Origin of the sequence: Cohnella zeiphila, from assembly GCF_014212055.1 — a bacterium.
GTDB classification, from domain to species: Bacteria; Bacillota; Bacilli; order Paenibacillales; family Paenibacillaceae; genus Cohnella; species Cohnella zeiphila.
In genome coordinates this window covers 91,540-105,825 of the sequence record NZ_JACJVO010000040.1, presented here as the reverse complement: position 1 = coordinate 105,825, position 14,286 = coordinate 91,540, and the positions used below count along the sequence as shown (strand labels likewise).

The 14,286-nt window shown below is 60.2% G+C and carries 14 protein-coding genes; 6 read left to right on the top strand and 8 right to left on the bottom strand.

Going from position 1 to position 14,286, the window contains the following annotated elements:
- The 6 genes from alaS to cymR all read right to left on the bottom strand — a co-directional run.
- Nucleotides 1-2,341 (bottom strand): alanine--tRNA ligase (gene alaS, locus H7C18_RS29625; RefSeq protein WP_185132738.1); only part of this gene is annotated, 2,341 nt, incomplete at its 3' end.
- Between the two features lie 366 nt (nucleotides 2,342-2,707).
- Nucleotides 2,708-3,778: an AI-2E family transporter gene (locus tag H7C18_RS29620; protein ID WP_185132737.1), complete on the bottom strand. Its 1,071-nt coding sequence runs from the start codon at nucleotides 3,776-3,778 to the stop codon at nucleotides 2,708-2,710.
- 169 nt (nucleotides 3,779-3,947) lie between these two features.
- A complete protein-coding gene (locus H7C18_RS29615; protein WP_185132736.1) occupies nucleotides 3,948-4,154 on the bottom strand; it encodes a hypothetical protein in 207 nt (68 codons plus the stop codon).
- Nucleotides 4,154-4,699, bottom strand: coding sequence for a PRC-barrel domain-containing protein (locus H7C18_RS29610; protein ID WP_185132727.1), 546 nt, complete (start codon nucleotides 4,697-4,699; stop codon nucleotides 4,154-4,156). Before H7C18_RS29610 ends, H7C18_RS29615 begins: the two co-directional genes overlap by 1 nt.
- Before the next feature lie 30 nt (nucleotides 4,700-4,729).
- A complete protein-coding gene (locus H7C18_RS29605) occupies nucleotides 4,730-5,893 on the bottom strand; it encodes a cysteine desulfurase family protein (protein ID WP_185132726.1) in 1,164 nt (387 codons plus the stop codon).
- Nucleotides 5,894-5,912: 19 nt separating this feature from the next.
- Nucleotides 5,913-6,332, bottom strand: a complete 420-nt coding sequence (gene cymR, locus H7C18_RS29600; RefSeq protein WP_185132725.1) for a cysteine metabolism transcriptional regulator CymR — start codon at nucleotides 6,330-6,332, stop codon at nucleotides 5,913-5,915.
- Between the two features lie 302 nt (nucleotides 6,333-6,634).
- On the opposite strand from cymR, the gene mnmA reads away from it, so the two are divergent.
- Nucleotides 6,635-7,798, top strand: coding sequence for a tRNA 2-thiouridine(34) synthase MnmA (gene mnmA / locus H7C18_RS29595; RefSeq protein WP_185132724.1), 1,164 nt, complete (start codon nucleotides 6,635-6,637; stop codon nucleotides 7,796-7,798).
- Between the two features lie 684 nt (nucleotides 7,799-8,482).
- Here the strand turns inward: mnmA and H7C18_RS29590 are convergent.
- Nucleotides 8,483-8,680 (bottom strand): cold shock domain-containing protein, encoded by a 198-nt coding sequence (locus H7C18_RS29590; RefSeq protein WP_080840638.1) that lies wholly within the window; start codon nucleotides 8,678-8,680, stop codon nucleotides 8,483-8,485.
- 104 nt (nucleotides 8,681-8,784) lie between these two features.
- Nucleotides 8,785-9,537: a class I SAM-dependent methyltransferase gene (locus H7C18_RS29585; protein WP_185132723.1), complete on the bottom strand. Its 753-nt coding sequence runs from the start codon at nucleotides 9,535-9,537 to the stop codon at nucleotides 8,785-8,787.
- 225 nt (nucleotides 9,538-9,762) lie between these two features.
- Between H7C18_RS29585 and H7C18_RS29580 the strand changes: the two genes are divergently transcribed.
- The 5 genes from H7C18_RS29580 (at nucleotide 9,763) to H7C18_RS29560 (ending at nucleotide 14,237) form a co-directional block, all read left to right on the top strand.
- Entirely contained in the window at nucleotides 9,763-9,996 is a 234-nt protein-coding gene (locus H7C18_RS29580) for a hypothetical protein (RefSeq protein WP_185132722.1), read from the top strand.
- A gap of 15 nt (nucleotides 9,997-10,011) precedes the next feature.
- A complete protein-coding gene (locus tag H7C18_RS29575; protein WP_185132721.1) occupies nucleotides 10,012-10,191 on the top strand; it encodes a hypothetical protein in 180 nt (59 codons plus the stop codon).
- Between the two features lie 243 nt (nucleotides 10,192-10,434).
- Nucleotides 10,435-12,234, top strand: coding sequence for an oligoendopeptidase F (gene pepF / locus H7C18_RS29570; protein WP_185132735.1), 1,800 nt, complete (start codon nucleotides 10,435-10,437; stop codon nucleotides 12,232-12,234).
- A 93-nt stretch (nucleotides 12,235-12,327) separates the two neighbouring features.
- Nucleotides 12,328-12,852: a YfiT family bacillithiol transferase gene (locus tag H7C18_RS29565; RefSeq protein WP_185132720.1), complete on the top strand. Its 525-nt coding sequence runs from the start codon at nucleotides 12,328-12,330 to the stop codon at nucleotides 12,850-12,852.
- A 260-nt stretch (nucleotides 12,853-13,112) separates the two neighbouring features.
- On the top strand, nucleotides 13,113-14,237 hold the full coding sequence (locus tag H7C18_RS29560; protein ID WP_337913924.1) for an HD domain-containing phosphohydrolase: 1,125 nt from the start codon (nucleotides 13,113-13,115) through the stop codon (nucleotides 14,235-14,237).
- Nucleotides 14,238-14,286 lie beyond the last annotated feature (49 nt).

Genomic DNA, 14,286 nt, shown 5'->3' with positions numbered 1-14,286 from the left:
CGCCGACGTTCGCCTGCGCCGCCAGCAGCGTCACGCCGCCGACCGTCTTGGCGCGGCCGGCCAGGTCCGCCGCTTCAAGGCGGCCCAGCTTGCCCTGCAGCGACTCGTTCTCGCGCGCCAGCTCGCGCGCTTCCGCCTGCGCAGCCTCGATGCGCTTCGGCACGTCGGCGACGTTGCATTTCAGCAGGGCGGCGGCTCCGCGCAGCAGCTGCAGTTGCTCATCCAGGTACGCATAAGCATGGCGGCCCGTCACCGCTTCGATCCGGCGCACGCCGGAGCCGATGCCGCTCTCGCTCACCAGCTTGAACAGGCCGATCTGCGCCGTGTTGCGCACGTGGCAGCCGCCGCACAGCTCCAGGCTGTAATCGCCGACGCGCACGACGCGCACGATGTCCCCGTATTTCTCGCCGAACAGCGCCATCGCGCCCATCGCCTTCGCTTCGGCGATCGGCTTCAGGCTGATGTCCACGTCCGTGCCGTGCCAGATCTGCTCGTTGACGCGGCGCTCCACGTCCGCCAGCTCCTCCGGCGTGATCGCCCCGAAGTGCGAGAAGTCGAAGCGCAGCCGCTCCGGCTCGACGAGCGAACCGGCCTGGTTGACGTGCTGGCCGAGCACTTCCTTGAGCGCCTTGTGCAGCAGGTGCGTCGCCGTATGGTTGCGCACGATGTCGCCGCGGTCCGCCGCATTGACGCTCGCCGAGACGACGTCGCCGACTTTGAGCGCGCCGGAGACGATCGTGACGTGATGCACCGGCTGGCCGAGCGGCGCCTTGCTCATGCCGTTCACGGAAGCGAGCACGCCGCCGGCGCCCGCGAGCGTTCCGCCGTCGCTGACCTGGCCGCCGCTCTCCGCGTAGAAAGGCGTCCGGTCGAGCACGACCGCCACCGATTGGTCCACGCCCGCCATGTCCACGAACTCGTCGCCGGAGACGATGGCGACGACTCTCGCTTCCGCCGTCAGCGTATCGTAGCCCACGAACTCGCTTTTCTCCGTCAAATCGGAGAGCGGTCCGCCCTGCACCTTCATGCTGTCCGTCTCCTGCCGCGCGGCGCGCGCGCGCTCGCGCTGCTCCTCCATCGCGGCGTCGAACCCTTCGCGGTCGACGGTCATTCCTTGCTCGGCGGCGTAATCTTCCGTCAGGTCGAACGGGAACCCGTACGTATCGTACAGCTTGAACGCGTCCGGGCCGGAGATCCGGCTCACGCCTTCGGAACGGGCCTTGCCGGCCAGATCGGCCAGAATGGACAACCCGTCGCTCAGCGTCTCATGGAACCGCTCTTCCTCGGTGCGCACGACCTTCTCGATAAATTCGCGCTTGTCCACCACTTCCGGATAGTAGGAGCCCATGATGTCGCCCACCGTCGGCAGCAGCTCCCACAGGAACGGGCGGTCGATGCCGATTACCTTGCCGTAGCGGACGGCGCGGCGCAGCAGGCGGCGGATAATGTAGCCCCGGCCTTCATTGGAAGGAAGGACGCCGTCGCCGACGGCGAACGTCACCGTGCGGATATGGTCGGCGATCACCTTCAGCGCGACGTCGTGCTCGGGATTCGCCTTGTACGAGATGCCGGCGATGCGGGCCGTATGGGCGATGATCGGCTGGAACAGATCGGTGTCGAAGTTCGAGTCGACGTCCTGCACGATCGACGCGAAGCGCTCGAGGCCGGCGCCGGTGTCGATGTTCTTGTTCGGAAGCGGCGTGTAGCTGCCGTCCTTGTTATGGTTGAATTGCGAGAAGACGAGGTTCCACACTTCGAGGAAGCGCTCGTTCTCGCCGCCCGGAAAGCATTCGGGATCGGACAAGTCGCCGTACTTCTCTCCGCGGTCGTAGAAGATCTCGGTGCACGGTCCGCAAGGCCCTTCGCCGATATCCCAGAAGTTGTCCTCCAGCTTGACGATCCGCTCCTCGGGAATGCCGATCTTCTCGTTCCAGAAGCGGAACGCCTCCTCGTCCTCCGGATGGATCGTCACCGACAGCTTATCCGGCTCGAAGCCGATCCATTCGGGTCCGGTCAGGAATTCCCACGCCCACGCAATCGCTTCTTCCTTGAAATAGTCGCCGATCGAGAAGTTGCCGAGCATCTCGAAAAACGTATGGTGCCGGCGCGTTTTCCCGACGTTCTCGATGTCGTTGGTACGAATGCACTTCTGGGAATTGGCGATGCGTGGGTTCTCCGGCTTCACCCTCCCGTCGAAATAAGCTTTAAGCGGCGCCATGCCGGCATTGATCCAGAGCAAGGAAGGATCGTTGTGCGGCACGAGCGAAGCGCTGTGTTCGATGTGGTGCCCCTTGCTTGCAAAAAACTTCAGCCATTTCTCGCGAATTTCCGCAGCTTTCATCGGTTTCATCGGACTCTCTGCCTCCTACGGACTTGAAAAAATAAAAAAACGCCCCCGACAGTCAGGGACGAATTCATCGCGGTACCACCCTGGTTATTGCGCCGCGCGTGCGGAGCAATCGCCTTATGCGGGCGTTAACGGGCCCTCCCGTCGAATGTTCGAGCTCCAAGACCGGCTTCCGTCGTCCTTCGCATGGAAGATTCTTCCAGCCAAGCGTTTTCCCGTCTTGCGAACTGCACGAATAACCTAAGGGGAAACGCGTCGGAATCTTCTCTCTGGCCTGCGGTCTACGACGTACTCTTGTCTTGTCTACGCTTTGGCGTAATGAATAATCAGTTTGATTATAGACAACCGTTTTCCGGGCTGTCAAACGGTTTTTCGCCGAATGTAGTAAGCGAACAGGTGCTGGGCCACGACTTTCAGGGCCGCATAGAAAGGAACGGCCAGAATCATCCCGATGACGCCCGCCAGCTCGCCGCCGATCAGCAGCACGAAGATGATCGTCAGCGGGTGCATCCGCATCGACTTGCCGACCACCTGGGGGCTGATCACGTTGCTCTCCAGCGTCTGGCACAGCGTGTTGACGATGACGACGAGCAGCGCCATTTTCCAGGAGATCGTCGTCGCCATGATCAGCGCCGGCAGCGCGCCGAAGAAAGGCCCCAGGTACGGAATGATATCGAACAGCGCGACGAAAGCGGCCATGAGCAGCGGATACGGCATGCCGATGATCAGGTAGCCGATATAAGCGGCCACGCCCACGCATAGCGAGACGATAAGCTGTCCGCGAATGTAGCTGCCGAGCGCCTCGTCGATCTCCTTGAGCATCCGCACGGTCCCCTGGCGCTTCGAACGCGGCACGTACTTGAAGGCGGCGCGTTCGATGACGTCCATGTCCTTCAATATGTAGAAAGCCAGAAACGGAACGATCATCGCCAGGAACACGACGTTGACGACCGCGCCGATGTTGTTCATGAAGGCGGCGATCCGCTCGGACACTTGCTTTTCCAACCCCGAGATGGCCCGGTTGATCCCGTTCCTTACGCTCTCGGGAAGCATGTCGTTGTTGTTGAAGTGATCCATCATGCTCTGGGCCTTGATCGTCAGCTCCGGCACGTGCTCGTTGAGCTCCCGGACCTGGCCGACGAACATCGGCGTCACGTTGACGAAGATGACGACGCAGCTGCAGATGAAGACGGCGTAGATCAGCAGCACCGCCGCCGTGCGCGGCACTTTGCGATTGTGCAGCAGGCTGACGACCGGATTCAGCATGTAGGCGATAATCATCGCGACGAAAAAAGGAGCCGATACCGCCCTTACGAAACGGTAGATGGATTGGAGCATCGGCCTCACCTGAATGATGAGAAACAGGACGAGCAGCCCGAGTATGGCGTACACCAGCACGGCGAACAAACGACTCTGGGCAAACCGGAACAGACGCGTCACCCCCCGCTTGGAACGGCCTTCCGCTTGCGGCCCTCTCCTACACCAGTATATGTACTTGTCCCCAGCCGTAAACCTCCTACAAATGCGAATAGCCCCGGCCATTCCGCGAATGGGCGCGGAGTGACCGGGGCGTTGCCGCTTGTGGCGGTGAATGTAAAAATTACATGCCGCCCGCGTGAACTTGCGGGGCGATCGGCTCTTCGAAGAACAAATCGTCCAGCGAACTGAGCGTACCGTCTTCTTCCACTTGATAAACGGACATCTTGTCTCCGTTCACCGTCAGCTCGATAAAGCAGCTCCAGCAGTAAAACTGATGCGATCCGATCTTGCCGATATCCTTGGAGTTGCAGTTGGGGCATCTCATCATCATCGCTTCTCACCTGTCACTTTCCGCGTAGGTTCTCTCTCCAGCACCCGATCGCAAGAAGCGGGAACCAAGATGGCATCTTCGCCCAACGTGACGCCCTCAGGCCCATCCGGAATTAGCAACCGGCGCCGACCTTCGAACACATCCGCGAGAAAACCGTCCGTCAATTCATATCCTATAATTTGTGTACCCTCGGACTTACGAAAATAAACGTCGGAAACTCTACCCAATTCTTGTCCATCCACCGTAAAAACAGGCAGCTCCTTGAGCTGAACGATGCCGGTCTGGAAGGAACGGAGCAACTCGCTCCGGCGAATGGTCGTCACGGAACCCGGGCTGCGGATAATGACCGCGTCTTCCCCGCATACCGCGACGTCGTTCCACTTCACGATTCTTACCGCCGCCCGCCGGAACCAAACTCTCGTATCCAAGACCAGGCAGGAAAGCCGCCAAAATTCGTCGAAACCGATATCCTGTATGTGTCCGACCCGTTTGCCGCTGTCCAGAAGAACGGGCAAACCGATCATTTGCTGCAAGTTTCGCACGTGGATGGCACCTCTGGGCAAGAGCCGCTGTTATCTAATACGCAGGCGGCCGATAATGGTTGCAATGATTTTTGCGGTTTTTTGGGCCTCTGCGGTATCATTCCCCATTCCAAAACTAAATCGAACCGTCGACCTGCAAAAAGGGTCGGAAAGTCCCATCGCCTTCAGCACATGCGACGGCTGCAGCGAGCCGGACGTGCAAGCCGAACCGCCGGAGGCGGCGACTCCCGCCAGGTCGAGGTTCATCAGCATCGTCTCGTTCGAGACGCCGTCGAAGCCGACGCTTAGAATGTGCGGCAGCCGGCCGGCGGGATCGGAGCTTCCGTTGATACGGAACGCCTCGGAGCCGATTTGTTCGGTCAATTGCGCTATGAGCGCGGCGCGAACCGCTTCGGCGCGTTCGCGGCGGGCGGCGCGGCCGGAGACCGCGAGCTCCGCCGCTTTGGCGAACGCGGCGATGCCGGCGACGTTCTCGGTTCCGGCGCGGCGGTTGCGCTCTTGCGAGCCTCCCCGCTGCGTCGGTTCGAACGGCGTGCCCTGGCGGATGAACAGCGCGCCGACGCCCTGCGGCCCGCCCACCTTGTGGGCCGACAAGCTGAGCAGGTCGACCGGCAGCTTATCCAGCTCCAGCGGCTCGTAGCCGAACGCCTGTACCGCATCGGTATGCATGACGGCGCCGGCTTCGCGGGCGATCCGTCCGATCTCGGCGACCGGCTGCAAGGTGCCGGTCTCGTTGTTGCCCGTCATCACGCTGACGACGGCCGTATCGGACCCGATCGCCGCCCGCGCGTCGGCGGCGCTGACTTTGCCTTCCCCGTCGACGGGGAGCAGCGTCAGCCCGAAGCCTTCGGCTTCCAGCTTGCGGCAGGCGTTCAGGACGGCGTGATGCTCGACCGCCGTCGTGACGATCCGCTTCCGCGCTCCGTCCCGCCGCCGCTGCGCCCAGGCGGCGCCGTACAGCGCGGCGTTGTCGCTCTCCGTGCCGCCGCCGGTGAACGCCAGCTCGTCGGCGCGGCAGACGAGCATTCGCGCGAGCGCGTCGCGCGCCGCCGTCAGATGGCTACGCGCTTCGCGCCCGAACGAATGCAGGCTCGACGGGTTGGCCGGACCGGCCGACGCCGTCTCCGCGTAAGCGCGAATCGCTTCCGGGAGCATCGGCGCCGTCGCGGCGTAGTCGAAATAAATCCGTTCCATCCCCGCTCACCCTTGCGAATCAGATGTAGAACATGTAGCTGTCGGGCGCGCCTTCTTCTTTGAAGTTGATCAGGTCCGACAGCGAGGTGGAGTCCAGCACCGCGGCGATGCTGTCGCGAATTCGCAGCCACAGGTCGCGCTTGGCCGGATCGTCTTCTTCGGTGAAGTCGACCGGGCTGATCGGACCTTCCAGCACGCGAATCACGTCGCCCGCCGTTATCGCTTCCGGGTCCTTCGACAGAACGTAACCGCCGTATGCTCCCCGGATGCTTTTGACCATCCCCGCGTTGCGCAAGGGCGCGATCAATTGCTCTAAATAATGCTCGGACAGCCCGTTCTTCTCCGCGATGCTCTTGAGCGAGATCGGACCTTCGCCGAATTTGGCTCCCAGCTCCATCATAATCGTCAAGCCATATCGGCCTTTCGTCGAAATCTTCAAAGAAGCACCTCTTCCCGGAACGTGTTTCCTTATATGTTTCTATACGCATCCGCAGTCGGAACGTTCGGCAGTAAATGGGAGAGTATCCCCATATCAGATATATGTTATCACAACATTACCCTTTGTGGACAAAAAAAACGCAGACTATTCATGTCATTTCCTTTACAAAACGAAAGGCCGCCGACCGCCTCCGTGAGAACCTTGACCGCTTATGCTACAATAAGGAATACTCGCTCGGATAATAAGACGAGGTTCAGGCTCGATAAGTTCAAAGATTCAACGGATTCAAGGAGATGAATCGGATGGACGCACGGTTTGCCGATCCCGCCTCGACGCGCGTCGTCGTAGGCATGTCCGGAGGAGTCGACTCTTCCGTCACCGCTCTGCTGCTCAAGCGGCAGGGGTTCGACGTTATCGGCATTTTCATGAAAAACTGGGATGACACCGACGAGTTCGGCGTCTGCACGGCCGAGACCGACGCCGAAGACGTCCGCCGCGTCTGCGATCAGATCGGCATCCCCTACTATACCGTCAACTTCGAGGACGAGTACCGGGACAAAGTGTTCGAGTATTTCCTCGAAGAGTATCGCCGCGGACGCACGCCGAACCCGGACGTCATGTGCAACCGCGAGATCAAGTTCGGCGAATTCCTGCAAAAAGCGCTGGACCTCGGCGCCGACGTCATCGCCACCGGCCACTACGCCCGCGTGGAGCTCGCCGACGGGGAATATCGCTTGCTCAGGGGCGTCGACGGGAACAAGGACCAGACGTATTTCCTGCACGCGCTGAACCAGGAGCAGCTGTCGAAGGCGATGTTCCCGATCGGCCATCTGCCGAAGCCGGAAGTGCGCCGGATCGCGGAGGAAGCGGGACTCGCCACCGCCAAGAAGAAGGACAGCACCGGCGTCTGCTTCATCGGCGAACGGAACTTCAAGGAGTTCCTGGGCCAATACTTGCCCGCCAAGCCGGGAAACATGGTCGATCTCGCGAGCGGCGAAGTCAAAGGCCGGCATGACGGGCTGATGTATTACACGCTCGGGCAACGGCAAGGGCTCGGCATCGGCGGTTCGGGCAGCGGCGAACCCTGGTTCGTCGCCGACAAGGATTTGGAGGCGAACGTGCTGTACGTCGTACAGGGCGACCGCCATCCGAGCCTTTACTCGACGGGACTCATCGCGAGCGGCGTCAACTGGATCCGGCCCGGCGGCGATCCGGCGAAGCCGATGCGCTGCACGGCGAAGTTCCGGTATCGTCAGCCGGATCAAGGGGTGACTGTCACGGCTCAGGAGGACGGCACGTACCGCGTCGACTTCGACGAGCCGCAGAAGGCGATCACGCCCGGCCAAGCCGTCGTGTTCTACGACGGCGACGTCTGCCTCGGCGGCGGCACGATCGAGAGCGCTTTGCGGATGTGGGTGCGGGTGCGCCTTCGCGGGGAAACGGAGCACACGGCCGACTCCGTCTGAGGACTTCCGGCGCCGGACAAGCAGAATAACGCTTGCTCGGCGGCCGGTTCGCTTCGGACGGCGGTTTGGTGCCGTCTCACGGCCTTCTCGCAGCGCCATCCTCCCCCTCCGTACACCGGCGAAAAAGCGATGGATCGCCCTAGACTAATGGTCCGCGCTCAGTGGGAGTAGCGGTCTGCGACTTGATGTCGGCAGCATAACATCTGCGAACGGTCCGCATGCCATGTTTACGGGCGAACGTTAAGGCGACGGCGAATGGCGTACCGCGCCGGAGATCCAAGCTTGCACCGACTTCACTCGCTAACGAAACCACACGATCTTATTTTGTGAAAAAGAGGCAGGTTTGCGTTCTTACGAATCGTAGAAGCCTTATTGGCCCATTTCATCCGGTAATCGGCCATCATTTGCCCGCATAAGGTCTGTACGATTCGTTACGTGTGACCGATCCTCGATTTTGCAGGAATAGCGCCGCTGAGATTCGTTAGGGGTAAAGCTCGTTCCCTCGGCCCCGCCGTCCGACGGATGCCGATCCCGGCAAAGCGCGGCGGTCGCGGGCGATTGAAGCGGGGAACAAGCCGGCCGCAACGAGCAAACCAACGACGAAAAAACCCCCGGCCTCAAGCCGGAGGTTTTGTCCTAGCGCTCTCGTTCGTGATATGCGATAAGTCTTCGCGATTGCGAGACTTACAGTTTCACCACGTTGGATGCTTGCGGTCCACGGTTGCCTTGCGTGATTTCGAATTCAACCGCTTGACCTTCTTCCAAGGTCTTGAAGCCTTCGCCTTGGATCGCAGAGAAGTGAACAAATACGTCGTTGCCGTCTTCTACGGAAATGAAGCCGTAGCCTTTCTCTGCGTTAAACCACTTAACTGTTCCTCTCAAATGAAAAACCTCCTAAAATCTCGCCGTCGGTCGGCGAATGTCACCATTATAACCGATCCTTTGTCAAGACGCAATATGTGAACGTTTTGTTCCGGCTTGTTTCGTCAGCGCTTTCTTAGCACGAGTACCGGGCTTTTAACCGGAATAAACGGCAGGCTGCCGGGGACCAAGCTCGCCGCGGCCGTCTCTTCCATTTCCGCCATGATCGCGCCGACGAACGAAGACTCCTCCCACTGAAGCGTGACCAGCGGATAGACGCGGACTTCTCCGCCCGGAGCCGTCACCCGCAGCATTTCCGCCACGGCGTCGCGATGGAAGGCGAGGTCGAACCGGTCCCCGTACAGGAACAGGAAGTGGCTGCACACGACGGTGCGAAAGAAGCCGTCCGCGAACGGCAGCCGGGGCACGGATGCCGCAACGTAGCGGCCGGTCCCCTCCTCCGAAAGGAAGTGCCCGGCAAACTCCTCGCAGGCTTCCTTCCGCATGATGCGATGCCCCTCCGGCGATCCGTAGAAGCTCCAGTCGTAAATCTCCTTCAGCGCTTCGATCTTGGCCTCCGCGGCCTCCGCTTCCCGCCGCGCGTTTTCGACGACGGCTTCCCTGTCCCCTCCGTAAAAAGGGTCCGCGGCGAACGCCTCGATGCCCATCGCGCGCAGCCGCGCGGTGAACGACGACGCTCCCCCGGCGACGTCGAGGACGGCGCCTCGCCGAAGATCGGCTTCCTGAAGCCCGAACATGGCCAAGTACTCCCGGTAGGACCGGCATGTGGAAGCAACCCCCGTTTGGGGATACTCCGGCAATCGCTTGTCTTGTTGTTTGTCTTGTTGCTTGTCTTGTCGCATCTCTTCTCCGCTCATCTCCGCTCTTCTCCTCTCGGCTCGTACTGCTCTTGGTTCTACTCTGGCAAATCGTCCGGCTCCCCGGACTTCTCCTATCATTCGCATACATTCGGCCCGATGTCAAGATGTTCGCCGAAAGAGCCGCAAACGTCCTTTATCCCCGCCGAAACGTTGCTTTCTGCCGCCATCTCTTCTATGATAAAGTAAAAAATCGCCAACCGGCGGCGCAGGGAGAAACGATCCATGTTCGCCAAACACGTCATTTACAAACACGATTCTTACAACATGCTGACCGTCGAAGTGCAGGGCAAGACGCTCGTCGTCCGCGAAATCTCCGAGCAATGGGGCGAGGAATGCCATAAATTCCTCAGCCGCGCGGAGATGATGGACTGGGCGGAGCGTCATTTCCGGGCGGAAGATTTCCCGCGGGGCGAGGACCAGCTTCGGGAGACGCTGGCGGCTCTGCGCGATATTTAAGGAGGCTTCCCGCTTTTGGATTACAGCGCTACGCTTATTTTCGCCATCGCCGCCTTCGGGCTCGCGGTCATTCTCATCTGGCAGCGCCGGTCGATTCCCGAGCGGCTGCGCCGGGGAATGGCAATCGTCTCCCTGGCTCTCGTGCTGTTCGCTTTCTTCCTGATCGTGTACAGCTTGGTTACGGCGGGAGCGTAATCGCGAAGTCCGCTCTCTCATAATGAGCGGACGGATGGACATACTATGGGCGGTAAACCTATCCAGATCCTGGGAGGCCCGTCGATGAAAACGTATGTCCTGCCGACCGCCGCCGCTTTGGCGGCTTTGTCGTTGCTAGGCTTTGCCGCGGAGCCGCTCGCCCCGCCCCCCGCCCACGCCGGGACGGCGAAGGCGCAGCCGGATTCCCGCGATTCCATCTCCCAAAGGAGGCCATACAAGCCCATGAACCATGTGCCGAAACGCAGTGAAACGCCGCAGGAGTTCCGTTGGAAGCTGGAGGACCTGTTCGCCAGCCAAGCCGAGTGGGACGCCGAATACGGCAAAGTGCGCAAGCAGATCGGGCAGATCGCGAGCTTTCAAGGCAAACTGAAAGATGCGGCTTCGATCTCGGATTGCTTCGCGCTGGAAGACGACATGAGCTTGTCGGCGGAACGGCTGTACGTCTTCGCCAATATGCGCCACCACGAAGACATGGCCGACAGCAAGAACCAATCTCTCTCCGAGAAAGCGAAAAAGCTGAGCGTCGAAGTGAATGAAGCACTGTCGTTCATCACGCCGGAAATTTTGGCTTTGTCCGAGGACGAACTGAAACAGCTTATTCAAAATCCGCAGCTGAACGTTACATACAAGCATACGCTCGAGCAGATGCTCCGCCAGAAGCCGCACATTCTCTCGAAGGGCGAAGAAGCGCTGCTGGCCCAGGTCGGCAACGTCTCGCAGGCGCCGGGGACGATCTTCGGCATGATGAACAACGCCGACATGAAGTTTCCGAAAGTCAAGAACGAGCAAGGCGAGGAAGTCGAGCTGACCCACGGGCGCTACATCCAGTTCCTGGAGAGCCGCAACGCCGACGTTCGCAGAGACGCGTTCAAGGCGATGTACGACACGTACGGGAAATGGCGCAACACGCTCGCGGCCACTTTGAATGCGAACGTGACGAAGAACCTTTTCTACGCGAACGCCCGCCATTATCCGTCCGCCCTGGAGATGTCCCTGTTCGGCGACAACATTCCCGTGAGCGTGTACGACAATCTGATCGCCACGATCCATAAGCATCTGCCGCTCATGCACCGTTATATGGCGCTGCGCAAGAAGCTGCTCAAGGTCGACGAGCTTCATATGTATGACCTTTTCGCGCCGCTCGTGGACGAATTCGACATGGAGGTCTCCTACGACCAAGCGAAGAAAACGGTGTTCGAGAGCCTGTCCCCGCTCGGCGACGAATACCGCAAGGAGCTGCAGGGCGGCTTCGACAACGGTTGGATCGACGTCTACGAGAACGAAGGCAAGCGCAGCGGCGCCTACAGCTGGGGAGCGTTCGGCACGCATCCTTACGTGCTGCTCAACCATAAAGACAACCTGAACAGCATGTTTACCCTCGCGCACGAGATGGGCCACGCCATGCATTCGTTCTATTCGGACGCGAACAACGAATACCGCGACGCGCAGTACACGATCTTCCTGGCGGAAGTCGCCTCCACGCTGAACGAGGCGCTGCTCATGGATCATCTGCTGCACAAGTCGACCGATCCGAAGGAGAAAATGTATCTGCTCACCTACTACGCCGACCAATTCCGCACGACGGTGTTCCGCCAGACGATGTTCGCGGAGTTCGAGAAGATCATCCACCGGAAGGCGGAGGAAGGCGAAGCGCTCACACCTCAGGAGCTGTGCCAAATTTATTACGATCTGAACGTCAAGTATTACGGGAAAGACGTTACGGTCGACAAGGACATCGAGATGGAATGGGCCCGCATCCCCCACTTCTACACGAGCTTCTACGTGTTCAAGTATGCGACCGGGTTCTCGGCGGCGACCAGCTTCGCCAAGCAGATTCTCGACGAAGGCCAGCCGGCCGTCGACCGCTACCTCGGCTTCCTCAAGAGCGGCGGCAGCGACTATTCGATCAACATCTTGAAGAAAGCCGGCGTCGACATGTCCTCTCCGGAGCCGATCGAGCAAGCGATGAGCGTGTTCGAGGGGCTGCTCGACGAGATGGAGAAGCTGACGCAAAACCGGTAATTCGTCGGCGAGACCGGCGGCACGTTCCATCGAAACGGGAGCGGCCCCGGTCTCGTCTTTTTTTGAATAACAGCTTCATGGGAGGGGAAACGAATGGATTCTTGGAAGTATCCGATCGGGGAGTTCGAGCCCCCTGCGGCAAACGCCGACGCGGAGCAGCGGCAGCGCTGGATCGACGAGCTTGCGTCGGTACCGGAAGAGCTGCGGCGCGCGATCGAAGGCCTTGGAGACGAGCAATTGGATACGCCGTATCGCCCGGGCGGCTGGACGCCCCGTCAAGTCGCGCACCATCTTGCCGACGCGTCGCTGAACGGTTACATGCGGGTCAAGCTCGCGCTTACGGAAGACGCGCCGCCGATCAAGCCGTTCGAGGAAGCGGCTTGGGCCGCGCTGCCCGATTCCAAGCTGCCGCTCGCCCCTTCGCTCGCGCTGATCTCGGGGCTGTACGAACGATGGCTGACCCTGCTTCGCTCCATGAGCGAGACCGATTACGCCCGGACGTTCGTCCATCCGGCAAGCGGTCCCTGGACGCTGGACAAAGCGCTCGCCTTCTTCGCCTGGCATGGTCGTCATCATGTCGCTCAGATCGTGTCACTGCGGGAGCGAAGCGGCTGGTAACGGCAATGCCTTAACCCCGCTCTGCCCTTCGCGCCTTGCCGCCTCCTAACGCCCGACGCCCCGAAGGGAAACGGAACGATTCCGTCTTCGGGGCGCTTCTTGTTTTTTCCGTATCATAAAAACCTCTCGCGGATTCTCTAGGTCCCATTCAAGAGTACAAATTGGATACTTACGGAAAATAATTCGAGGATAGACCTGGAGATCGGCAGGATTCGACCCCGTTCGCCACGAATACCATCGGGCATAGAGGAAAGAGTGGAGTGGGGACGTTGCTCAAGACGGATTTGAGTTCGGAAGAGCTGTTGGCCGTTATTTTCGATTATATGGCCAAGATCACCGGCGAGACGAGGCTCGAGAACGTGCTCGTCTATATGGCGAACATGGGCCGCGAGCTGATCGTCGCCGACCGCTGCACGGTATGGCTGATCGACGAAGCGAAGCAGGAAGTGTACACGACGGTCGCTCACGGAGTTCGGGAGATTCGCATTCCGGCCGGGACCGGGCTGGTCGGTCATGCCATCGCATCCGGGGAGCCGATCATCATCGAAGACGCTTATCTCGACCCCCGCCACAATCCGGATAATGACCGGAAGACCGGATACGTGTCGAAGTCGATCATCACGATCCCTTTCCGCAATAACGACGGGACCGTGATCGGAGCGTACCAAGCCATCAACAAGATGACCGAGACCGCCAAGTTCACTTCCAAGGATATGGAGCTGCTGTCCCTGGCCGCCTCTTATGCCGGCAAGTCGCTCGAATCGGTCATGCTCCACCAGGAGATCGTCGACACCCAGCGGGAGATTATCGCCACGATGGGCGAAATCGGCGAGATGCGTTCCAAGGAGACCGGCAACCACGTCAAGCGGGTGGCGGAATATTCCTACGTGCTCGCGCTGGCGCTCGGCCTGTCCCCTAAGGAAGCGGAGCTGCTTCGCACCGTGTCGCCGATGCACGATATCGGCAAAGTCGGCATTCCCGACGCGGTGCTGAACAAGCCGGGCAAGCTGACCGACGAGGAATACGAGATCATCAAGTCCCATACGAGAATCGGCCGACAGCTGCTGAAAGGCTCGCGCCGGGAACTGCTTCGGGCGGCATCGATCGTCGCCGAGCAGCACCACGAGAAATGGGACGGCGGCGGATACCCGAACGGATTGAAGGGCGAGGAGATTCACGTGTACGGGCGGATCACGGCCGTGGCGGACGTGTTCGACGCGCTTAGCGCCGAGCGGGTGTATAAGGCGGCCTGGCCGCTGGAGAGAATCGAGCGGCTGTTCCGCGAAGAGCGGGGCAAGCATTTCGACCCGGCCGTCGTAGACGCCTTTTTCGCGAAGCTGCCGCAGCTGCTCGACATTCGCGAACGATTGACGGACAAGGGATAACCCCTTGTCCGTTTTTTTATTGGCGCGTTCTCTGTGATATAGTAAAGCT

Coding starts and splice junctions, on each gene's coding strand:
- H7C18_RS29615 (WP_185132736.1), bottom strand. CDS start 4,154: ATGATGAGATGCCCCAACTGCAACTCCAAGGATATCGGCAAGATCGGA.
- H7C18_RS29605 (WP_185132726.1), bottom strand. CDS start 5,893: ATGGAACGGATTTATTTCGACTACGCCGCGACGGCGCCGATGCTCCCG.
- mnmA (WP_185132724.1), top strand. CDS start 6,635: ATGGACGCACGGTTTGCCGATCCCGCCTCGACGCGCGTCGTCGTAGGC.
- H7C18_RS29585 (WP_185132723.1), bottom strand. CDS start 9,537: ATGAGCGGAGAAGAGATGCGACAAGACAAGCAACAAGACAAACAACAA.
- H7C18_RS29580 (WP_185132722.1), top strand. CDS start 9,763: ATGTTCGCCAAACACGTCATTTACAAACACGATTCTTACAACATGCTG.
- pepF (WP_185132735.1), top strand. CDS start 10,435: ATGAACCATGTGCCGAAACGCAGTGAAACGCCGCAGGAGTTCCGTTGG.
- H7C18_RS29565 (WP_185132720.1), top strand. CDS start 12,328: ATGGATTCTTGGAAGTATCCGATCGGGGAGTTCGAGCCCCCTGCGGCA.